25 protein-coding genes are annotated in these 22837 nt (G+C 35.4%); 24 read left to right on the top strand and 1 reads right to left on the bottom strand.

The genetic code is table 11. The annotated features are described in order from the left end of the window. From ACW2QF_RS05760 to ACW2QF_RS05645, 24 genes are all read left to right on the top strand, one after another. Positions 1-557: TetR/AcrR family transcriptional regulator (locus ACW2QF_RS05760; protein WP_455715044.1), on the top strand; the 557-nt coding region annotated here is incomplete at its 5' end. A gap of 66 nt (positions 558-623) precedes the next feature. Then, entirely contained in the window at positions 624-1493 is an 870-nt protein-coding gene (locus tag ACW2QF_RS05755) for a methionyl aminopeptidase (protein WP_455715043.1), read from the top strand. A 134-nt stretch (positions 1494-1627) separates the two neighbouring features. Then, on the top strand, positions 1628-1975 hold the full coding sequence (rplS, locus tag ACW2QF_RS05750) for a 50S ribosomal protein L19 (RefSeq protein WP_455715042.1): 348 nt from the start codon (positions 1628-1630) through the stop codon (positions 1973-1975). A gap of 92 nt (positions 1976-2067) precedes the next feature. After that, positions 2068-2685, top strand: coding sequence for a signal peptidase I (gene lepB, locus ACW2QF_RS05745; protein WP_455715041.1), 618 nt, complete (start codon positions 2068-2070; stop codon positions 2683-2685). A 53-nt stretch (positions 2686-2738) separates the two neighbouring features. Next, entirely contained in the window at positions 2739-3638 is a 900-nt protein-coding gene (gene ylqF / locus ACW2QF_RS05740) for a ribosome biogenesis GTPase YlqF (protein WP_455715040.1), read from the top strand. A 327-nt stretch (positions 3639-3965) separates the two neighbouring features. After that, on the top strand, positions 3966-4730 hold the full coding sequence (locus ACW2QF_RS05735; protein WP_455715039.1) for a ribonuclease HII: 765 nt from the start codon (positions 3966-3968) through the stop codon (positions 4728-4730). A gap of 106 nt (positions 4731-4836) precedes the next feature. Beyond that, positions 4837-6273 (top strand): flagellar hook-length control protein FliK, encoded by a 1437-nt coding sequence (gene fliK, locus ACW2QF_RS05730; RefSeq protein WP_455715038.1) that lies wholly within the window; start codon positions 4837-4839, stop codon positions 6271-6273. Between the two features lie 36 nt (positions 6274-6309). Continuing rightward, positions 6310-6636, top strand: coding sequence for an EscU/YscU/HrcU family type III secretion system export apparatus switch protein (locus tag ACW2QF_RS05725; RefSeq protein WP_455715037.1), 327 nt, complete (start codon positions 6310-6312; stop codon positions 6634-6636). A gap of 14 nt (positions 6637-6650) precedes the next feature. Beyond that, complete coding sequence (locus ACW2QF_RS05720) at positions 6651-7007, top strand: YraN family protein (RefSeq protein ID WP_455715036.1); 357 nt, start codon at positions 6651-6653, stop codon at positions 7005-7007. Between the two features lie 10 nt (positions 7008-7017). Then, complete coding sequence (locus ACW2QF_RS05715; protein WP_455715035.1) at positions 7018-8622, top strand: metallophosphoesterase; 1605 nt, start codon at positions 7018-7020, stop codon at positions 8620-8622. A gap of 171 nt (positions 8623-8793) precedes the next feature. After that, positions 8794-10134, top strand: a complete 1341-nt coding sequence (locus ACW2QF_RS05710) for an urease accessory protein UreH domain-containing protein (protein ID WP_455715034.1) — start codon at positions 8794-8796, stop codon at positions 10132-10134. Positions 10135-10566: 432 nt separating this feature from the next. Next, positions 10567-10704: a hypothetical protein gene (locus ACW2QF_RS05705; protein WP_455715033.1), complete on the top strand. Its 138-nt coding sequence runs from the start codon at positions 10567-10569 to the stop codon at positions 10702-10704. A gap of 13 nt (positions 10705-10717) precedes the next feature. Next, positions 10718-11239: a DUF2318 domain-containing protein gene (locus ACW2QF_RS05700; protein ID WP_455715032.1), complete on the top strand. Its 522-nt coding sequence runs from the start codon at positions 10718-10720 to the stop codon at positions 11237-11239. A 28-nt stretch (positions 11240-11267) separates the two neighbouring features. Beyond that, a complete protein-coding gene (locus ACW2QF_RS05695; protein WP_455715031.1) occupies positions 11268-13544 on the top strand; it encodes a heavy metal translocating P-type ATPase in 2277 nt (758 codons plus the stop codon). Further along, entirely contained in the window at positions 13541-14233 is a 693-nt protein-coding gene (locus tag ACW2QF_RS05690) for a hypothetical protein (protein WP_455715030.1), read from the top strand. The genes ACW2QF_RS05695 and ACW2QF_RS05690 overlap by 4 nt, the downstream gene beginning before the upstream one ends. A gap of 71 nt (positions 14234-14304) precedes the next feature. Further along, positions 14305-14514 (top strand): copper chaperone CopZ, encoded by a 210-nt coding sequence (gene copZ / locus ACW2QF_RS05685; protein ID WP_455715029.1) that lies wholly within the window; start codon positions 14305-14307, stop codon positions 14512-14514. A 105-nt stretch (positions 14515-14619) separates the two neighbouring features. Then, positions 14620-14955: a response regulator gene (locus ACW2QF_RS05680; RefSeq protein WP_455715028.1), complete on the top strand. Its 336-nt coding sequence runs from the start codon at positions 14620-14622 to the stop codon at positions 14953-14955. 84 nt (positions 14956-15039) lie between these two features. Continuing rightward, complete coding sequence (locus ACW2QF_RS05675) at positions 15040-15321, top strand: winged helix-turn-helix domain-containing protein (RefSeq protein WP_455715027.1); 282 nt, start codon at positions 15040-15042, stop codon at positions 15319-15321. Between the two features lie 2 nt (positions 15322-15323). Further along, entirely contained in the window at positions 15324-16724 is a 1401-nt protein-coding gene (locus tag ACW2QF_RS05670) for a sensor histidine kinase (protein ID WP_455715026.1), read from the top strand. Between the two features lie 67 nt (positions 16725-16791). Further along, a complete protein-coding gene (pgeF, locus tag ACW2QF_RS05665) occupies positions 16792-17682 on the top strand; it encodes a peptidoglycan editing factor PgeF (protein ID WP_455715025.1) in 891 nt (296 codons plus the stop codon). Positions 17683-17913: 231 nt separating this feature from the next. Continuing rightward, a complete protein-coding gene (locus tag ACW2QF_RS05660) occupies positions 17914-19224 on the top strand; it encodes an SPFH domain-containing protein (RefSeq protein ID WP_455715024.1) in 1311 nt (436 codons plus the stop codon). A gap of 9 nt (positions 19225-19233) precedes the next feature. Beyond that, the gene (locus ACW2QF_RS05655) at positions 19234-19938 is read left to right on the top strand and encodes a hypothetical protein (protein WP_455715023.1); all 705 of its coding nucleotides are present in this window, start codon (positions 19234-19236) and stop codon (positions 19936-19938) included. Position 19939: 1 nt separating this feature from the next. Next, positions 19940-20521 carry a hypothetical protein gene (locus ACW2QF_RS05650; RefSeq protein ID WP_455715022.1) on the top strand — a complete coding sequence of 194 codons (582 nt, stop codon included), beginning with the start codon at positions 19940-19942 and terminating at the stop codon, positions 20519-20521. An 18-nt stretch (positions 20522-20539) separates the two neighbouring features. Next, positions 20540-21379 carry a hypothetical protein gene (locus ACW2QF_RS05645; RefSeq protein WP_455715021.1) on the top strand — a complete coding sequence of 280 codons (840 nt, stop codon included), beginning with the start codon at positions 20540-20542 and terminating at the stop codon, positions 21377-21379. A 75-nt stretch (positions 21380-21454) separates the two neighbouring features. On the opposite strand, the gene ACW2QF_RS05640 is transcribed toward ACW2QF_RS05645, so the two are convergent. Then, positions 21455-22630: a ribose-phosphate pyrophosphokinase gene (locus tag ACW2QF_RS05640; protein ID WP_455715020.1), complete on the bottom strand. Its 1176-nt coding sequence runs from the start codon at positions 22628-22630 to the stop codon at positions 21455-21457. Positions 22631-22837: the final 207 nt, after the last annotated feature.

Here is a 22837-nt window from a genome sequence, read left to right as displayed (position 1 = left end):
GAACTATAGCAAAGAATGCAACTGTTTCAAAAGGAAGTATGTACCAGTATTTTGAAGATAAGAAAGAATTCTATATCTATCTAACTGATTATGTATATTCTATGATTAAAACATCATTGAAGATGCAGTTGCAAAATTACATACAAGGTGATGGGAGTCTTGATGTAATTGCAGTAGAAATCAAAGAAATAATCTGGAATGTCATTGAGAGTTATCAAGCTGAAGTATGCTTCTTGTTTGCCTCGAAGAATGAACAAGAATCTGAGATTCGCATGCATATAGAGAAGTTAAACAATGAATTCAAAGAACAAATTATTAAACCAATTCTTAAGCAGTTGATACAGATGAAACATGTACGTCAGGATATTGAGCTAGAATATCTAGCTTTATATTGTCAGTCTGTTATGGGAATGTGTAAGAATCAGTTGTTAAGTACAGTAAACTATCTTGAAGAAGAAAATAAGCTTGTTATTCAAATGAAGAAGGACGAATGGAATGTAATCTGTGATATTATTATAAAGCTTGTAATATCTGGATTGGTTTCTAATAAAGTATAAGATGTCTAGTTAGGCACTTAAAGAGAAAACTTGTTAATTATATTAATTAAAGAAAGAAGAATAAAAATGAAATTAGGTAGAAATGATCTATGTTGGTGTGGAAGTAATAAGAAGTATAAGAGTTGTCATCTTGCCTTTGATGAAAAGATTGCGGCTTTTGAAGAACAAGGGGCTATAGTACCTCCAAGAGATATTATTAAGACACCAGAACAAATCGAAGGAATCCGTAAAGCAGGTAAGATTAATACCATGATTCTTGACCAGTTAGAGCCATACGTAAAAGAAGGCGTAACAACAGAAGAGCTTAATGAGCTTGTTAATAAATTTACGAAAGAATTAGGAGGAATTCCAGCACCACTTGGTTATCAAGGATATCCAAAGAGTGTGTGTACATCAATTAATGAAGTTGTTTGTCATGGTATTCCAAGTCCTGATCGCAAACTAGTAAGTGGAGATATTGTAAATGTTGACGTTTCTACAATTGTAGATGGTTACTTTGGAGATTCTTCTCGTATGTATTGCATTGGTGATGTAAGTGAAGAAAAGAAAAAACTAGTGGAAGTAACGAAAGAATGTCTTGAATTAGGTGTGAAAGAAGTTAAGCCATGGGGATTCCTTGGCGATATTGGTTATGTTATTAATGAACATGCTAAGAAACATGGATATACAGTTGTTAGAGAAATTGGGGGACATGGGGTAGGTCTTGAATTCCATGAAGAACCTTGGGTAAGTCATATCGGACAAAGAGGAACTGATATGTTATTAGTACCTGGTATGATTTTCACGATTGAGCCTATGGTTAATATGGGTGGAGAAGAGGTTTTCCAAGATGATGAAGATGGTTGGACCATTTATACAGAAGATGGAATGCCATCTGCACAATGGGAATATATGCTGCTTGTTACCGAGACTGGAATAGAAATATTAGCTCATTAAATTTTGTCAATAATTTAAAATATACCTTGCATCGTGCAAAATTATATGATAAAATAAGTCGTTGTGAGATGAAAAGGGTGTTCCTCTGTTACGGAGTGTATTAAGAACATCTAAATATTGAAGGAGGTCCACAAATGAACGAAATTATTAAAAATATCGAAGCTGCTCAATTAAAGGCAGAAGTACCTGAATTTAATGTAGGTGATACTGTTAAAGTATACGCTAAAGTAAAAGAAGGTAATCGTGAAAGAACTCAGGTTTTTGAAGGTACAGTATTAAAGAGACAAAACGGAAGCTCAAGAGAAACTTTCACAGTAAGAAAAGCTTCTAACGGAATCGGTGTAGAAAAGACTTGGCCATTACATTCACCAATCGTTGAAAAAATCGAAGTTGTTAGATATGGTAAAGTAAGAAGAGCTAAACTTAACTACTTACGTGATAGAATTGGTAAAGCTGCTAAAGTTAAAGAATTAGTTAAATAATTAAAACAAAAAGAAGGGACAAGTACATATTGTATATTGTCCCTTTTAACTTATTTTAATTAGTGAGTATGTTAGAGATGAGGTTGAGATCTATGAATTATAATTTCTATTCGTATGAAGCAGTAAAGAAAAGAAAAAAAATAATAAAAGAAATTATAATATGGACTGTAGAGATTATAGCAGTTATTCTGTTAGCGTATTTTCTCGTGAAATATGCAGTTGAGAAGACAACAGTAGTTAGTGAATCTATGGAAACAACTTTGCAAGAGGGAGATAAGTTGATTATCAACAAACTTGCGTATCGTTTCTCAAAGCCGGAGAGATTTGATGTTATTGTATTCAAACAAAGCGGAAGAGAGCACAGCTATTATAATATAAAGAGAATTATCGGTTTGCCAGGAGAGACAGTACAGATTAAAGATGGAGTTGTCTATATTAATGATGAGCCAATCAAAGAAAAATCTGTTGTTGAAGCAATTAATAATCCTGGTTTAGCTTCAGAGCCAATAACCTTAGAAGATAAAGAGTATTTTGTACTTGGAGATAACCGTAATCTTAGTGAAGATAGTCGTTTCGCTAATATTGGTAATGTAGTATTTGATGATATTATAGGAAAAGCATGGATTCGCTTGAAGCCATTCAATTTTGTCAATGAACTTAATCCTGTAATTGAAACGTCAGAAGAAACAAAAGAAGAAACAAAAGAATAATTTATGGCATAGTCCATAAATAGTTATGATACAGAAAGTAAGAGGTAAGAGATATGCATTTTCAATGGTACCCGGGTCATATGACGAAAGCAAAACGTATGATGCAGGAGGATATTAAACTAATTGATGTAGTCATCGAATTAGTAGATGCAAGAATCCCGTTAAGTAGTAAGAACCCTGATATTGATCAAATAGCAAAGAATAAATCAAGAATTATTCTATTGAATAAACATGATTTAGCAAGTCAACAACAAACCAATGCTTGGAAAACTTGGTTTGAAGAAAAAGGTTTCTTCGTAGCACTTGTTAATTCTAAGAGCGGTGCAGGCGTTAAGCATGTTCATGAAGTAATCCAACTAGCATGTAAGGAAAAAATCGAACGAGATCGTAAGAGAGGTATTATCAACCGTCCTGTTCGTGCCATGGTAGTAGGTATCCCTAACGTAGGTAAATCAACCTTCATTAATAGTTTTGCTGGAAGAGCTTGTGCGAAAACTGGTAACAAGCCAGGTGTTACGAAAGGTAAGCAATGGATTCGTTTGAATAAGAATGTAGAGTTACTAGATACACCAGGTATCTTATGGCCTAAATTTGAGGATCAAATGGTTGGTCTTAGACTAGCGTATATTGGCTCTATCAAAGAAGAAATTCTTAATATAACAGAATTATCACTTGAATTAATCAAATTCTTACAAGAGCATTATAAAGGAATGTTAGCTAATAAGTACGAAATTGAAGAGTCAGAAGATCCACTTGCAACTCTAACAGATATTGCTATAAAACGTGGTTGCAAACAAAAAGGTGATTTACCAGATTTAGATAAAGCAGCTAGTATCGTAGTAGACGATTTTAGAAATGGTAGAATCGGTAGAGTTACTTTAGAATTCCCTGTTTTCGAAGAGAAAGAGGAAACAGATGATGTAGTAGAAGAAGTAAAAGAAGAGAATAAGTAATTAGAAATATTATAAGACAAGATCATTGGAGAGATGTTACATCTTTCCTGTGGTCTTTTGTTGTTTTATGGCGCTACGCTTATGTCCTCGATGAAAGATTTACAATTCAGCGATACCACGCTTGGAAGTTTGAACAGTTATAGAAAGACAAGACTTAATGTGTTACAATATGAAAGAAAAGTATTTCGTAATTACCCTAAATTTGGATTCGAGAGTTAAAAGTTGCATAGATTTGCGTCTTAATTGACTTAATGTGAGTAAGAAACTGGATTTTTTTGAAACTCGAATTCAATTAGGTAGGTAATCAGGAGGAGAATTTATATAGATATGGAAAAGAAAATCGCAGATATAAAGAAGGAATTAGAGTTAGCCGATATCTCTAACATAGATGTAGTACTGAATCAATACAGAGATGATACTAGAAGTGGTGTCGTTAAATTAATCGTCAAATATGATAAAGAAAAAGAGAAGCTTGAAAAGGAAAGACAGCGCTCCTTTGAGATGCGAAACTATGAAAGACAATACGCTGAAGAGTTTCATGCAATCTGTGGAATTGATGAAGTGGGGAGAGGACCTTTAGCAGGACCGGTAGTTGCTTGTGCGGTTATACTTCCTGTAGATGAGGAAATACTTTATCTTAATGATTCGAAACAAGTTAGTGAGAAGAAGAGAGAAGAATTATATGATATAATCATGGAGAAGGCGGTTGCAGTTGGAATTGGAGTCGTTCCTCCAAGTGTTATCGACGATATTAATATCTTACAAGCAACCTATGAGGCTATGAGAATTGCTATTAGTAAATTAGAAGTAAAGCCAGATTTACTTCTTAATGATGCGGTAACCATACCAGATGTGGATATCAAACAAGTTCCAATCATCAAAGGAGATGCAAAAAGTGCTTCTATAGCAGCAGCAAGTATTGTAGCTAAAGTTACAAGAGATAGAATGATGGTTGATTATGATACGTTATTTCCTGGTTATGGTTTTGCAAGTAATAAAGGATATGGTTCTAGCGAGCATATTAAGACTTTAAAAGAAGAAGGACCGACACCTATTCATAGACATTCATTTATAGGTAATTTTATTTCATAACTCAAACTTCGCACTTGAAGACTTCAAGGAGTAGGTAACGCCTATATGAAGTTTTTTATGGAAAGTATGAGTTAATCATATACTTTATGGTAAAGGAGGTAAGGGTATGGATTATTCGTCGCAATCGTATCAAGTAGGTAGTGGTAAAGGAGCAAACAATTCGTTATCCTTACATTCACTTCAAGGAATATCAAATAAGGCATATGCAAATAATAATGGTAATGCTTCTTTAGGACAACTTTCAACAGGGCAAGTGTTTCAAGGTACTGTGGTTGATATTCGTAATAATCAAGTTTCCATACAAGTTGATCAGCAGACAGTACAGGCTAAATTTCAAGATATGGTAAATATCTGTATAGGAGAAACCTTAAAGTTTGTAATACGTGAGAATACAGGAAAACAAGTTACGATAGCTCCTTATCATGAACAGATTGGTAATCTATCTGATGGTGCGATTTATAAGGCTTTAGATGCAGCGGGCCTAGCTGCAACAGATAAAAATATTGATATTGTTAATACATTGTTAGAACATGGAATGGCTGTAGATAAGCAAACAATAACTACATTCATATCAGCATCATTGCGATATCCGGATGTAGAGTTATCGCAATTTGTTGATATGGCTAGAAATAATATGCCATTAACGAATACGAACATAGAATTGTGGAATGTGTTCTTAGGAGAAAAATCTGATTTTTCTTCTAATTTACAACAGGTTATTCAAGTGTTGTCAGATACAGTGGGTGATGCTTATATGAATGGGGATTATCAAGCAGTAGAACAACTGCTTGATACGATTGTAACGTCCAATCAGACAAAGAATTCTGATGGTTTACAATTGAGCTCATTGCTTCAAGAAGTGGAATCGCAGACAATGTTAAAGACTGTAAGAGAACAACTTGCAGAGGTTGTTACAAAAGAACTAACTAACAGTTGGGGAATCAAGCCGGAAGAGTTCCATGCAGAAAGCTTGAAACAGGTAAGTCAACGTATGGAACAGCAGCTGGAAGCGTTTAAAGATATCACCATTCAGAATCCAGCAACCAAAGATCAGTTGCAACAAGCGTTACAGTTAGCCTCTCAAAATCTAGAGTTTACAAATCAGTTAAATAAGCAGATGGAGCAGGCAAAGAGCCAAAATAATGCATTTGATTTGCTATACGCACAGATTCCACTGAAATTACAAGGTCAATTAAAACATAGTGATCTATACGTATATTGCAATAAGAAAAAAGCCTCCACTTCATCAAAGAATATGAGTTTATTTTTGCATCTTGATATGGAATCTTTAGGAGATATGGACATAATGATTAAAACACAGGATTATCGTATCAATGCAACATTTACATTATCAGATGAAGAAGCTTATGAAATAGTAAGAGAACATTTGCCGGAACTTGAAGATAATTTAAAAGAAAAAGGATATTTCTTCACGGCATCGGCTAGTAAGAAAGAGGCAAAGGAACAAGGAATACAGGAATTGTTTGAAGAAGCAAGTAACGAAGGTGTATTAAAACGCTATTCTTTTGACGTAAGAGCATAGTGTGTATCAGGACTTTGAAAGGAGTATTTTATTAGTATGAACTTTAATAATGAAGAACAAAAAAATCCGAATCATAAAAATAGAACAGCAGTTGCGTTATCGTATACACCTGAGGAAAAAGCACCAAAAGTAATTGCGACAGGTCATGGATATCTTGCAGATAAGATTATTGGTAAAGCGCAGGAAGAAGATGTGCCTATACATAAGGATAGCAAATTAGCCAATACGTTATCAAAGTTAGATATAGGCGAATATATTCCTCCTGAATTATATAGTGTTGTTGCTGAGATTCTCGTATTTGTTGATAATATGGACCGAATCAAAGGAAAAGTTATGGCGGATAGGAACATGGATAAGGATTAAGGTGGAGGAAATGTGTGAGGGAGTATAATAAGAGAAGGATTGGTTCAGAGAAAGAACAAATAGCAGCTGCGTATCTGATTGATCAAGGATATTCTATTGTTGAAATGAATTTTTTTAGTAGAAATGGAGAAATTGATATTATAGCAAGAGATGCTAACTACCTTGTGTTCATAGAAGTGAAATATCGAAAAGATCAAAAACTAGGATTTGCAGCAGAAGCAGTGAATTATGGAAAGATACAATCCATTATTAAGACAGCTAGATATTATTTGTATCGTCATGGCTATGCAGATGATATACCATGCAGATTTGATGTTGTAGCGATTCAAGGAAGCGAAGTATCACTAATCCAAAATGCATTTGATATATAGGAAGGATCTGATGACTTTGCATAAGAAGATGAAAGCTTTAAAAGTAATGGCTATTCTATGTCTTAGTGTATGGAGTGCAGTAGTTGTGGGGTTTGCCGCTGGCAATGATGATTGGACAGAGGCAAAGAAGACAGATGCAGCAGCTAATGGAGCCTGGGAATCATGGTGTAATCAGTGGGAACAGTGTAAGAAAAGTCCAATACAGATGACATTAACACCAGGGAAAGACGAATCTGAGATTAATTTCTCTTGGTATTCTACGGAAGGTGAATCCCAGATTCGTATAGCGGATAATGATCAGTTAAAGGATGCAGACAATCTAGTAGTTACCACGAAGGAAGCAACGAAGGGATTTTATTATAATCATGCAGTTGCAACGAATCTGAGTTCCAATAAGACTTATTATTATAGTTATACGGTAGATGGAAATTGGTCAAAAGCATATGAGATTCAAAAGAGAGATACATCAAACTTCCAGTTTGTATTCGTTGGGGATCCTCAAATTGGATCTTCATTTGATAATATTCCGGAAGGCGAGCGTATAGTACAAGGGCAAGAAAGAGCGGTATGCAATGATAGTTTTAATTGGAATAGCACCTTACAAGCAGCATATAACCATGCTAAGAATCTAAGTTTTATTGTTACTGCAGGTGATCAAATACAAAGCAGGAACCTTAGTGATTCATATGAAAATTATAAAATATTTAATAAAAATGAAATCGAATATGCGGGGTATTTATTACCGGAATTGCTACGTAATATTCCAGTAGCTACAACAATCGGAAATCATGATTGTCTAAGCGGAAATTATAGTTATCATTTCAATAATCCCAATAGTAATACAGGCTATGGAGCTACCTATGCGGGAGAAGACTACTATTTTACTTATGGAGATACCTTATTCTTGATGTTGAATACCAATAATGAGGCTGTAGAAGAGCACGATAAATTCATGAAAGATGCACTAAGTAGAAACAAAAATGTTAGATGGAGAATTGTTACTATGCATCAAGACATCTTTGGATCGGGTGAACATTCTAATGACCAGAACATCCTATCACTTCGAACAAAGTTACTTCCAATCCTTCGTCAATATGATATTGATTTAGTTTTGACTGGGCATGATCATACCTATGCTAGAGCATTTATTGAAGATGAGGATACGAGATATAATAAGAATATCGTTGTGGCAGGAAATTTTACTGATTCTACTGCTGTGGTTAATCAACATATGGAGATGAATCAAGGGTCTGGACTTTCAAGTAAAAAGATTTCTGTATTAGAGATGAATGTTAGGAAATTATCGGTATTTACAAATCGTTATTCCATTATGAAACGAAAAAATGAACTTATGATACAGCTATATGCAAAGGCGTGTAAGGATATCGTGCAGTATACTAGTGATAAGGGCATTTTGTTTATTACAGCGAACTCTTCATCAGGAAGTAAATACTATAAATTAATGGAAAACAAGCAGGATTATGTAAGTGCACGTTCTCAAGAAAATTTAACTTCTTATATAATTATAGATATATCCAAAGAACGAATACAATTAAATAGTTTCCTTACAGAAAACAATAAGTTAATAGATAAGACAATTGTAATTACAAAGTAAGTCTTAGTACAAGAACAACTTTTATGCTGAATATCATATGTGAGAATACACATCTTCATATATGGAACACAGCTACAAAAGTTGTTTTTTATTTACTTCTTTTTTTATCTACATATTATCTACAAATCTTTTTGATAAATTCATATTATCAAGTAAAGGAGGTTGCTCTATGTGGATACAAATGTAAAGACGAAAAATTTGCGTATCACCGGTATGACATGTGTGAACTGTCAAAATAAAATTCAGAAAAAGCTACACAATACAGCTGGTATAAAAAAAGCAGATGTAAGCTATAATAGTGGAACGGCACAGGTTACATATGATACGGATATTATATCATTAAGAGACATAATTTCGGTCATAAAAAGACTGGACTATGATGTAATTGAAGATACACAGAATGTTTTAAATTCAAGGCGTACTGCAGGTATACTTATTATAATCATTTCGCTTTATATACTGATACAGCAAACAGCTATACTAAATCTATTGGTACCGAGTCAGTTGGCTCAGACCAATATGGGATACGGTATGATGTTTGTGATCGGACTTATCACATCGGTTCATTGTGTTGCTATGTGTGGGGGGATTAATCTTTCACAATGTATACCCCAAATCGAGAAAACTAAGGAAGATGGACACTTCTCTACATTACGTCCTGCATTTTTGTATAACCTTGGTCGAGTTATCTCCTATACAATCGTAGGTTTTATTGTAGGTGCACTTGGATCTGTAATTACTTTTTCAAATACTGCACAAGGGGGATTAAAACTGGTAACAGGTGCGTTCATGGTGATTATGGGAATCAATATGCTTGGTATTTTCTCTTGGTTGCGAAGACTAAACCCACGAATGCCGAAGTTTTTTACACGTAAGATTAATACACAAAAATATAAAAGTAAAAGCTCGTTTATTGTGGGTTTATTGAATGGTTTAATGCCATGCGGTCCCTTACAGGCTATGCAGATCTATGCCTTGTCTACAGGAAACCCTATCACAGGCGCCTTATCCATGTTGCTTTTTAGTCTTGGAACTGTTCCTTTAATGTTTGGACTTGGCGCGCTTAGCACAGTATTGAGTAAAAAGTACACGAAGAAAGTTATGACGGTGGGTGCTGTTTTGGTTGCTGTACTCGGTTTATCCATGTTTTCACAGGGCTGGAGTTTAGCTGGTTTGCCATCTATATCAGCAACTTCAAGTGGTGGACTAGATGAAACAAACGTCGCTATGGAAGAAGGCGTTCAGGTAGTTAACAGCACACTTTCACCAGGAAATTATCCTTCAATTACCGTTAAGGAAGGAATACCTGTAAAGTGGGAAATCGATGCGCCAGAAGGAAGTATTAACGGTTGCAACTATATGATCTATATTAATGAGTATGGTATTGAGTACCAATTCGAAAGTGGCGAAAATATCATTGAGTTTACGCCAACAAAAGTAGGCACTTATCAATATAGCTGTTGGATGGGGATGATTCGCGGAACAATAACCGTGACGGATGGTGATTCGTGAGAAAAAGGTATATGAATGCAAAACTCTAGCTACATATTAATAGCTTCTTAGTTGACGTACTATGACACGAAACACGCTGCACAGCTAAGTACTTCTAAGTCTGTACGGTAGGGTAATCAAATGATACGGAACCGCCTTCGATTCGGCATCCTGCCTCAGCTCAGGCTGGCTTCGGCATCCATGCCTCGCCTTCCTAGGTTACTCAGTACACACTAAGAAGTACTATAGTTGTTTCGCTATCGTTTCTTAGTCATAGTACGTCAGCTAAGAAGCAATTTTACATTGTTAAGAGTTTTGCTTGTCTACTTTATTAAAGAACAAGTATAAGAAAGTTAATAAATGAATAAATATTTTCGATTATTCATCAGTAACTTTAATCTAGACCTTTTGATAATAGAATCCCGATTAATTAATCATAAAGGAGACACGTTCATGAGTTTTTTACTAAGTCATTGGCACTGTATACTACCAGCTGTAGGTATTATCATCGCAACATTTCTTCTACGGGATAAATCTGGAAAAAATGAAACAGCTGATAATAATAAGCTAGATAGCAATTCAAATTCATAAGAGGAGAAGAAAAATGATAAAAATAATTAATAAAAAAATTCGCTTACTGTTGAGTGTAACACTAATGGTAATTGTTATTGTAGGTCTTGCAGGTTGTAATCGAAAAGAAAATCAAGCAGAAAGCACCAGCAAATCTTCTGTAAATACGGAAGTAGTTTCTTCAGGGGAAGAACTTGTAATTCCAATTGATGAAGTTTCTGATCAGGTCTCTTTTTATCCTGTTGAAGTTGATGGTGTAGATTTAGAGGTTATTGCAGTGAAAGCATCTGATGGCACAATCCGCACTGCTTTTAATACTTGCCAAATCTGTTATTCTTCGGGACGTGGGTATTATGAGCAAAGTGGTGATGCATTGATATGCCAAAATTGTGGCAATCAGTTTGCCACGGATCAAGTAGAATTGGAATCTGGTGGTTGTAATCCTTGGCCTATCTTTGATGAAAAGAAAACAGTAGATGACGATAATATATCAATTTCATATGACTTCTTAAAAGAATCAACAGGAATATTTGAGAATTGGAAAGTAGGTTATTAATACATTTGAAAGAATGAGGTGACTCAAGATGGAAAACCAAGTATTAAGCATTAGGGGAATGACTTGTGCAGCCTGTGCGAAACGAATAGAGAAAACAGTTACTAAACTTTCCGGTGTTGGCCAGGCTTCGGTAAATTTAGCAAGTGAGAAGTTATTTATTGAATACAACGATACCGTCAATCTGGATATGATTAAGGAAGCTGTTACAAAAATCGGCTATGAAGTAGTGGAAAAAACAGCATCTTCCAAAACTGACACAGTAGATGAGGACAGAAAGCGTAAGCAAAAGGAAATTAAAACTTTGTGGACGAAGTTTATTATTTCAGCAGTATTTGCACTACCACTTTTGTATATAGCTATGGCACCAATGATTACTTGGGTAAGACTTCCTTTTCCAGATGCACTTGATCCTATGAACTATCCATTGATCTATGCACTGGTAGAACTTATTTTAGTAATTCCTGTTATCTGTGTGGGATATAAGTTCTATACCATTGGATATAAATCTCTTATACAACGAAGTCCTAATATGGACTCGCTGATTGCCATTGGTACTTCAGCAGCTGTTCTTTACAGCTTATATAATACATGGCAAATCACAAATGGTAATTTTAACGCCGTGGATGCGTTATATTATGAAACCGCGGGTGTCATTATCACATTAATTTTACTAGGTAAATCTTTGGAGGCAGTTTCCAAAGGTAGAACTAGCGAGGCAATTAAGAAACTGATGGGCCTTGCACCTAAGACGGCCATAATCATATATCAAGGGATAGAAAAAGAAATCCCAATTGACGAGGTAGAAATAGGTGATATTATTATTGTAAAACCTGGTTCCAAAATACCAGTTGATGGTACAGTAATTGACGGTTATACAGCTATTGATGAATCCATGTTGACAGGTGAGAGTATGCCAGTTGATAAAAAATCTGGCGACACGGTATATGCGGCTTCACTAAACACCACTGGGATCATACAGTTTCGTGCGGAGAAGATTGGTAGCGACACAGCACTGGCACAGATTATCAAGTTGGTAGAAGATGCGCAAGGTTCGAAAGCGCCAATCGCACATCTAGCAGATGTTGTATCTGGTTACTTTGTACCGATTGTATGTGCTATTGCGGTTATAGCAGGGATTGCATGGTATATCGGAACAAGGGACTTGGAATTTGCATTGACTATTTTTATTTCCGTGCTAGTTATTGCTTGTCCATGTGCACTTGGTCTAGCAACGCCAACGGCTATCATGGTTGGTACTGGTAAAGGAGCAGAGAATGGAATCTTAATCAAGGGTGGTGAGGCGTTAGAGACGGCACATAAAATCAATACCATTGTATTTGATAAAACTGGTACAATTACAGAAGGTAAACCTACCGTAACCGACATTTTGACAACACAAGGTATACTCGCTGATAATCTATTACAAATTACAGCGTCAGCTGAAAATAGTTCTGAACATCCACTAGGGCAAGCAATTGTACAAGGTGCTAAGGATAAAGGCTTGGAAATATTAAAGGTCAACAACTTTGAATCACTCACTGGGCGTGGAATTGAAGCATCTATAGATGGACGGATCATTCTTGCTGGAAATCGTAAGCTAATGGAAGAGCGAGGGATATCTTTGGCAGAACTTGAAGACGACTCAGATAGGTTGGCAGAGGAAGGAAAAACACCTATGTATATAGCCATTAATGAAAAACTGGCTGGCATTGTAGCGGTAGCTGATGTAGTAAAGAAGTCCAGCAAGGCTGCAATAGAGAGTCTTCATAAGATGGGCATTGAGGTTGCTATGATTACGGGAGATAACAAAAAAACCGCTGCAGCCATTGCAAAACAGGTTGGAATCGACAGAGTTTTAGCAGAGGTACTACCACAAGATAAATCCAATGAGGTGAAGAAATTACAAAATGAAGGCCGTAAGGTAGCAATGGTGGGGGACGGAATTAACGATGCTCCAGCACTTGCTCAGGCTGATATTGGTATTGCCATTGGTTCTGGAACAGACGTTGCCATAGAATCGGCTGATATTGTGTTAATGCACAGTGATTTGATGGATGTGCCTGCAGCCATTGAACTTAGCAAAAAAACAATCTATAATATTAGGCAGAACTTATTTTGGGCATTTGGCTATAATACTGTGGGTATCCCGGTTGCCGCTGGAGTCTTACATTTATTTGGCGGACCATTACTTAATCCAATTATAGGCGCTGCCGCAATGAGTCTTAGTTCGGTATCAGTACTTACAAATGCACTGCGTCTAAGGAAATTTAAGCCTACATATGGAGAAAGGAAGGTAAGGGAATGAATAAATTAAAAAAGATAACCTTCTTAGGAATTGCTGCAGTATTCTTGTTTTCAGCAACTGCCTGCTCTAAACTTACTGACTCTCTTGATGTAGTAGGAAATGGATCAATAACCTCGTTTGAAGATATTTTGAATACAATACCAGCATATGTGCAATTCGACGAGAACAATAATGGTTGGAAGTTGACAGCACCAGACGAAACGGTGGGGTTTGTATGGAGTAAAGATTGGAGTGAAAGTTCACTTTATGATACAATGCTATTAATTGATGCACAGCCGTTTATCGATGCGGGCTTAGATGTTGAGAAGCTACCAGATAACATTACATATTCTGAAAATACACTTATAGTGGGGACAGAGTTTGGCAACGACAAGCCGACATACTCTAACGAACCTACGCCGTTGAGATCATATGAACAGATAGTAGATATAAAGCGAGACGCTATCGCATATCATATGGAGATGGGACATTATGGTGTCAATCTTGGTGATGGTAACATGTTTGAATGGGCGAAGGATATGAGCTCAAATGACAAAGATATCGTGTTTGTCTTGAATCCAGAACCATTTATAAATGCGGGTGTAGACCCTAATGCAATTGAAGGCTGGGTATTTGGTAAAGTAAAAGTGCATGTGGACGGAAAGCAAACAGAGGTAGATAAATTATTGAAACCTTTTGACTTGAAATAAAATTATATTTCTTTATGAACTGCAAAGAGTTTCGAAATTGCCTAATAAAATGATAATAATGGAGGTAACACATGGAAAAAACAATATTAAAGGTAGATGGAATGTCTTGTGAGCATTGTGTCAAGGCGGTTAATAATGCAGTAGGTGCATTGCCAGGTATAGAAACTGTATCTGTAGAATTATCCGAAGGATTGGTAGAGGTAACCTATAATCCTGAAATAGCATCTATTGATAAGATTAAGTTTGAAATTGAAGATCAAGGTTATGATATAGTTGATTAGTAAGGAGGGAAACTGCAGCATTAGCAGTTTCCCCTTTCTGGCGTTTATTATAGGTGAAATATCTATAGTTGCCTGGCAAAGTTAATGATTAAGAGGTGAACGAGAGTGAAAAAAGAGAATAAAAATATTTTAATAGTGGATGATGAACCAAAAATCCTTGAGGTAGTTTCTTCTTTCCTCGAAAATCGTGGATATTGCATTTTTACTGCTGAAAATGGCCATCAGGCGTTGAAAGTTTTTGGACAAGAAAATATAGCCTTAGTTGTTCTGGATCTTATGATGCCAGGGATTTCCGGTGAGGAAGTGTGCCAAACCTTAAGAAAACAATCAAGAGTTCCTATTATTATGTTAACAGCTAAAGCAGACGAAAACAATTTGCTTAATGGACTCGGAATTGGAGCAGATGATTATATTACAAAACCGATCACCCTTAAAGAATAGCATGCACGAAAAGAAACAGTACTTCGTAGATCTAGTGATGATCTAACTCCATTGACAATAAAAAACTCATGGAATGAGGGCGATTTGTATATCGATTTTGCAAAAAATATTGTTAAGAAAGGTCAGAAGATTGTAAATCTGACTCCAAATGAACTGAAAATATTAGCGGCATTAATTAAATATCCTGGTAAGGTGTTCACCCGTGGGGAATTGATAGAAACTGCATTAGGAAGCAATTTTGACGGATATGACAGAGCTGTTGACAGTCATATTAAAAATCTCCGGCAAAAACTTGAAGATGATCCTAAATCCCCTGTATACGTTCTTACAATTCATGGGATAGGTTATAAGTTTGGAGGGGAATAAAAATGCGTAAATTGCGGACACAATTATCTCTTACAATCATGATGACTGTGTTGTTTACCATAACTGTTATTTGTATACTGTCAAATCTGATTATTAATCGAGAATTTGAAAAACACATAGCAAGGCAAGAGAAAATGAAAGCTGATAATATCGTAGATAATTTTAATAATCAATATAACAGTGAGACCAAGGAATGGAATATTGAATATATTCACGGTATGGGTATGTATGCATTATATGACGGCTACATTGTCAAAATCTATGATCGTAATGACGAAGTAGTCTGGGATGCACAAAATCATGACATGGCTAAGTGCACACAAGTTATGCATGAGATAACAGAGCGAATGGAAGAGAAACGGCCGGATGTCAGTGGAGAATTTGTTTCTCATAATTATGATCTTACCATGAATGGCGAAACAATAGGATATATGGTTATCAGCTATTACGGTCCATTCTTTTTAACAGAAAGTGATTTTTATTTTTTAGATACCTTAAATATGGTTCTTTTGATTATTGGGGGAATATCCTTAATATTATCTTTGATAATTGGCAGTATTTTAGCTTTGCGAATTACACGGCCGATAGGAAAAACGGTGTATATTGCGAAGCGAATTTCAGAGGGAAATTATTCTATACGATTTGAAGGCAAGACAAAATTAAAAGAACTGGATGAACTTGCAGCTGCTATCAATTGTCTTACAGATGGACTTGCCGAGCAGGAAAATCTGAGAAAACGTCTAACAGTAGATGTTGCGCATGAACTTCGTACCCCGCTTACAACACTTGCTTCTCATCTGGAAGCAATGATAGAAGGGGTGTGGGAACCAAGTACTAAAAGACTACAAAGTTGTTACGAGGAAATCGACAGGCTTACAGGATTAGTGGCTGATTTGGAACGACTAGCTAAAACAGAAAGTGATAATCTGATACTTAATAAATCCTATGTAGATTTAATGGATATTGCACATTCTTGTTATAACAAATATGAGATAGAAGCGAAAAAGAAAAACATTTCGAGCGTGATAGAAGGAGAATCCTCGTTTGTACATGCCGATAAAGACCGAATAAGTCAAGTGATGGCAAATATACTTTCCAATGCGATTAAATATACACAGGAAAACGGAAACATCCGTATAGAGGTAAAGGACACACATAACAGTAGTATTTTTGTAGTTGAAGATGATGGGATCGGTATTCCTAGACATGAATTATCTCTTGTTTTCGAGCGTTTTTACCGCACGGATAAGTCTCGTAATAGAAAAAGTGGCGGAGCCGGAATCGGACTTGCAATCGTTAAGTCTATCGTAACGGCACATGGAGGAACGGTACAAGCAGAAAGTACTGAAGAACAGGGAAGCCGTTTTACGGTAACATTGCCAAAACAAGAAGAGGGCCAGTAGTAAATCCATGAAAAAAATGATATAATACTGAGGTATGACCGAAAACAGTTTATAGAATGGAGTAGCTATGAAAGACATACAATTAAAATATAAATACAAAAATCAAGTAAGTGATATTACCTATAATGCAGAAGGTCAAAAAGCAGGAGAATTGCATTTTGATGGAGAGGTGGGATATGTTACATATCCAGTATTAGATAAGTTACCTTATATTAAACATTGTTTTTCAACTCGCCTTGGCGGTGTTAGTAAAGAACATCTATCATCGATGAATCTTAGTTTTTCAAGAGGTGATGAAGAAGAAAATGTTCGAGAAAATTTCCGCAGAATCTGTAAAGCAATTCATATTGACCCTAATGACTTAGTATTTTCAGACCAAGTACATGATACGAAGATATATGTTGTTACAGAAAAAGATCGAGGAAGAGGGTATCGTTATCCAAGAGAGCTAGTAGGAATTGATGGTTTGATTACGGAATGTTCAAATATTCCCCTTGTTACGTATTATGCTGATTGTGTACCTTTGTATTTTGTAGACGCTAAGAATAAAGTAATTGGACTATCTCATTCGGGCTGGAAGGGAACCGTGAATAAGATGGCTGTTCACACGATAAAGGTTATGAGTGAGGAATTTGGTACTAATCCAGAAGATGTAATTGCTGTAATTGGACCATCTATCTGTAGGGACTGCTATGAAATTAGTGAAGATGTAGCTACAGAATTTATGAAAGCATATCCTAAGGAAATTGCAGATACCTTATTAGAAAAGAAGACGGACGGAAAGTATCAATTAGACTTATGGTTAGCTAATATAACAAATTGTGTGGAAGCAGGAATACCAAGAGAAAGTATAACGAATTCTAATATCTGCACTTGTTGTAATCATGAAGTATTTTTCTCACATCGTGCCTCAAAGGGAATGCGTGGAAATCTAGCTGCATTTCTTTCTAAAGAATAAATACACAACCAAACGAACAACTTTTTTACGCTGAATACCATTTTGTGAAAATACATATTCATAGATGGTACGAAGCTAGAAAAAGTTGTTTTTTTATAACTATTATAAGAAATATGACGAAAATAAGATTGAAATACGTGTAAGATAATGTTAAACTAATTATGGATTTATATAGTAAAAATTACATAAAAATTAAAATTATAGGTAATATATATATCTTTAGGAGGCATTATGGCAATAGTTGAAGTTATTAAATACAATGGAGGTCCAGACGTATTTGCATGGAAGTATCCAAGTGAGGAGTTAGGTACTTGGACACAATTAATCGTTAATGAATCTCAAGAAGCTATATTAGTGAAAGGTGGAAAAGCACTTGATGTGTTTGGAAGCGGAAGGCATACACTAGATACGGCTAATATACCAATCCTTAATAATCTAGTGAATCTACCATTTGGAGGACGCTCACCATTTACCGCAGAGGTGTGGTTTATTAACAAAGTATATTCATTGGATATAAAATGGGGAACCGCATCACCGATTCAGATTCAAGATCCAAAATACGGAGTATTTATCCCGGTCCGCTCTAATGGTGTTTTTGGAATCCATGTAGAAGATTCCAAGAAATTCTTAATTAAATTGGTTGGTACACTCTCTGTTCTTGATAAAAACAGTATTGTCAAATTCTTTAGAGGGTTATATATCACAAAAGTGAAAGATGCCGTATCTCAATATTTAATACATAACCAAGTCAGTGTACTTGAAATAAATGCATATATTGATGAGTTATCAACTTTTATGAAAGAACGTATTGAACCTACTATGAAAGAGTATGGTATCAATCTTGTTAATTTCTATGTGAACGATCTTAGTATTCCAGAGGATGATTCTGCTGTAATCAAATTAAAAGATGCACTAGCAAAACGTGCCGAGATGAACATTATTGGATACAATTATCAACAGGAAAGATCTTTTGATACATTAGAAGGCGCAGCTAAGAATACAGGTTCATCATCAGCACCAATTATGGGAGCGGGGCTTGGGCTTGGAATGGGTGTAGGACTTGGTGGTTCCGTAGGGAATGCATTTGGATCTATTTCAGGAGAAATTAATACAAGTAATCGTGATGCAAATAAGTATAGGGAGTGTCCAAAGTGTCATACAGCTATGAAGAAAGACCAGCGTTTCTGTGGTACATGTGGGTTTGACACTGAAGATACGGGAAAAGATGATAAGAATTCTGATGTTAAATGTAGCAATTGCGGTGCTAAACTCATTAAGAATATGAAGTTTTGTCCTGAATGCGGCAATAAATATAATCCATGTCCACAGTGCGGTTATGATATGCCTGATGAAGCCACTAAGTGTGATAAATGTGGATATGAAGCACCTATAAGCTGCTCTGGATGCGGGAACATGATTTCAAAGGGTACTAAGTTTTGTCCAGAATGTGGTATGTCATTGACTAAAAACTGCCCTAAGTGTGGAATATCCATAGAAGGATCACCTAAATTCTGCCCAGAATGTGGTGAGAAGTTTGAATAGGGGGAGAATATGAAGAATAGAAAACATGCTATTTCAATTATAGGTGTTATAGTATTAGTGATCACAGTCATATTATTTACTTTGGTAACGGAAGATAGAACTATATTTATGTGTATTTATCTTGGATTTATTATAGGGGCTGAGATTGTATTTTTTGGTGGTTTATTATTTATTGAGTACTTAAGCCAATCAATATCTCAGATTATTTTAAGAACTGTATGGGGCTTCACGTTAAGTGCTGGTGCGTTAGAGTCCATAATAGTGTCATGTATCTATATGGGTAAAGACATTGATAGTTTAAAAGGATTTTATACATGGCAACTAATTATATGGGGAATTGCCTTTGTCGTACTTATCATTGGTTATTTTACGGCATCTAGTGTACATAATTCGAACAGTAAAACAATGAATGCAGTTACGTCATTGACTGTTGTAATTGATAAACTTATCTCCTTAAGCGAGGACATTAGAAATGAAAAATATGCTGAAGAACTAAAAAAGATTGCAGAAGAGTTGCGCTATAGTGATACTTCAACTATTGTTCCAAGTGATGATCTTATTCAAAATGCGGTGGCTAAGATAGAATTAATCTTAATACAAGTGGCTGATAAAGATGAAAATAATAACGAAATTAAAGATTTATTAGCGGAATTACTTGTACTAATTAATAAGAGAAAGCAAGAGATAAGGTTAACGAAAGTAGGGGGAGTTTAAGTTGAAAAGTAAGAGCGCACTTGTTATTAGTAAGATTATAGAAAAGATACAGCTGTGTGTGGGATGGTTCTTGATTATTATATTTGGAATGTCGACGATATTAACACTAGTTGACAGAAGTGGGATAAAAGAATCAATTATAAGCACTATATTTACAGGTTTAGGAATATGGTTAATTATACTAAGTAGGAAAAGAAAAAAATTAATTTCTGATTTTAGAACCTATATAACAATGCTATCTTCGGATCCAACTGGTTCAATTGAGAATCTGGCGCTTAATTTAGGTACTTCTCAAGATGTAGTTATTAATAACTTGCAACAAATGATAATAAAAAAGTATTTTGTTAATGCTTATATTGATTCATCAAATAATCGAGTTGTATTAGCGCATGCTGGGGTAAAAAAGAATACGGTTCCTAATGCATATTCCAATATACAAACTGCGAGTAATCCTAATATAGATAAAAAAAATGAAAAAGAAGAAGAATATATAAGTGTTACATGTAAAAGTTGTGGCGGAATTAATAAAATTACAAAGGGAGAAGTAGGCGAATGCGAGTACTGTGGCTCTCCTATTAAATAAATGGAAAGGTAGACAATTATGACAAGAGAGACGAAAAACTCGCCTTCATGGGGAGTAGTAATCCTTTTATTGATATTATTTTGGCCAGTTGGCTTATATCTACTACATAAGAAACTTACAACAGATACTGCGGCTATTTTAAGAGGCGGAAAAGTACTGAAGGTAGTAGGTTGGGTGTGTATTGTATTAGCAGTTATGTACATTGTGTCAGGTGCATCTGGTATGGAGACGTCGGAAAGTGGAGAAGAACTTACTACGGTATTCACAACTTTTGGAATTTGTATTGGCATTGGTGGAGCAATAATGCTAGTTTTTGCTAAAAGAAGACAAACAAAAGCCAATAGGTTTAAAAAATACATAGCTATTGTTTCGAATAACAGAGTAAGAAAAATTGATACGATTGCTAGTTCTATTCCGACCACTTACGAAAAAGCATATGCAGATTTACTAGAAATGATTTATAAAGGGTTTTTTGAGGGTGCATATATTGATGAGAGTAAACGTGAAATAATATTGGAAACTACAAATGTAAATGATGCGACGGAACAACAATTTACAGAAAATCAAGCACAAAATGACAGTTCACAATTAAACCTAGACGCATTAAGCCAAATGGTATTTGGAGAACAACAATCATTACAACAACAATTTGAGGAACTCCAATCAAGCCAAGGGCAATATAATCAGATACATGTAACGCAAACAATAATTACAAATCAACAACCATCTTCAAAAGAGGAGAAACCTCCAGAAAAGAAAGGACCTCGTATTGTTGTTTGTAAAAACTGTGGAGGCAATAATAAGATTATCGACGGCGAAGTCAGTGAATGTGAATGTTGCGGTTCGCCTTTAGAGTAGGATTGAATATAGTATAGAAGAAACAGCAATAAAACTAACATAGTGAGTAGTTTTATTGCTGTTTTTTGAATTTTATTACTTCTTAATATCAGCTAAAAGTTCTTGTATACGCAGTGTAGGTACTAATATATCGTTAACAGAGGTATCATGATTTAATGTGTTAATGATTAAGCTGATATATTTGCTTAGGTCAACACTTGTATAATATGGTTTATTCTTTAACTCATCAGATGCATAAACTAAATTAGTTGTGTAGATTCGGTTAATAACACCATCCTCATAGGCTTTATCAAAACGTTCAAGACCTTCTGAAAATAATCCAAAAGAAGCAACGATATAGATGTTTTTTGCATGTCGTTTCTTAAGTTCATATGCGGTTTCTATAATGCTTGTACCAGTTGCAATCATATCATCAACTACAATAACATCTTTATCAGCTACACTATTTCCTAAGAATTCAATACCAATGATAGGATTCTTGCCATCCACATTCTCTTTAGCAGCATAGTTTCTTCTCTTGTAGAACATCCCCATATCCACACCAAGTACGTTAGCGTAATATACAGCACGGCTCATGCCACCATCATCTGGACTGACAATCATGAGATGTTCTTTATCGAATATAATATCGCTTTCTGTACGGGAAATCTCACGGATAAATTGGAAAGCGGTTGTGAAATTATCAAATCCTTGAATAGGAATAGAATTCTGTACAGTAGGATCATGAGAATCAAAGGTAATGATATTTTCCACTCCCATACTAGACAGTTCTTGCAAAGCCGTAGCGCAGTCAAGTGATTCTAAAACATTACGACGGTTTTGTCTATTTTCATAAAGATAAGGAAGAATAACTGTTGTACGGTAAGGTTTACCGTTACAAGCAGAGATAATACGTTTGATATCTTGGAAGATATCATCTGGAGAAGTGAATGTGCTGTTTCCAAATGCTAAATATTCTCCACTATGATTCGTTACATCGGCAAGAATATATAAATCCTTTCCGCGGACAGATTCATTTAATTTTGCTTTTGCTTCACCTGAGCCGAATCGTGGACATTCTGTATCAAGTAGATAACTTTCTGATTGATAACCAATGCGAGTGAGTGCATGGCATTCTTCTTCAGAAACATCATTATTTCTGCTGTGGATAATGTCATCATTTACTAGAGTTCCAAGATTAGCACAGCTTGGATGAGCGTATATTTTAAGGGGAGCGACTGGAATAAGCTCGCTAAATGAGACTTTTGTCATGAAGTACCTCCTAGTGTGTCACACGTTGTTATTGTTACTATTTAGTCTGTTGACATAGTAGTACAATTTATTCTCTATCATTTATAACACCGTATCATAAATTCGTCAAGAATAAAGAGGCTATGAACGCAAAACTCCTATAGGTATTCAATGCTTCTTAGCTGACGTACTATGACACGAAACACGCTACACATCTAAGTACTTCTA

Source organism: Anaerosporobacter sp. (assembly GCF_965301125.1).
Note: the sequence above shows the minus strand (reverse complement) of the source record. Positions and strands in the feature narration are given on the sequence as shown.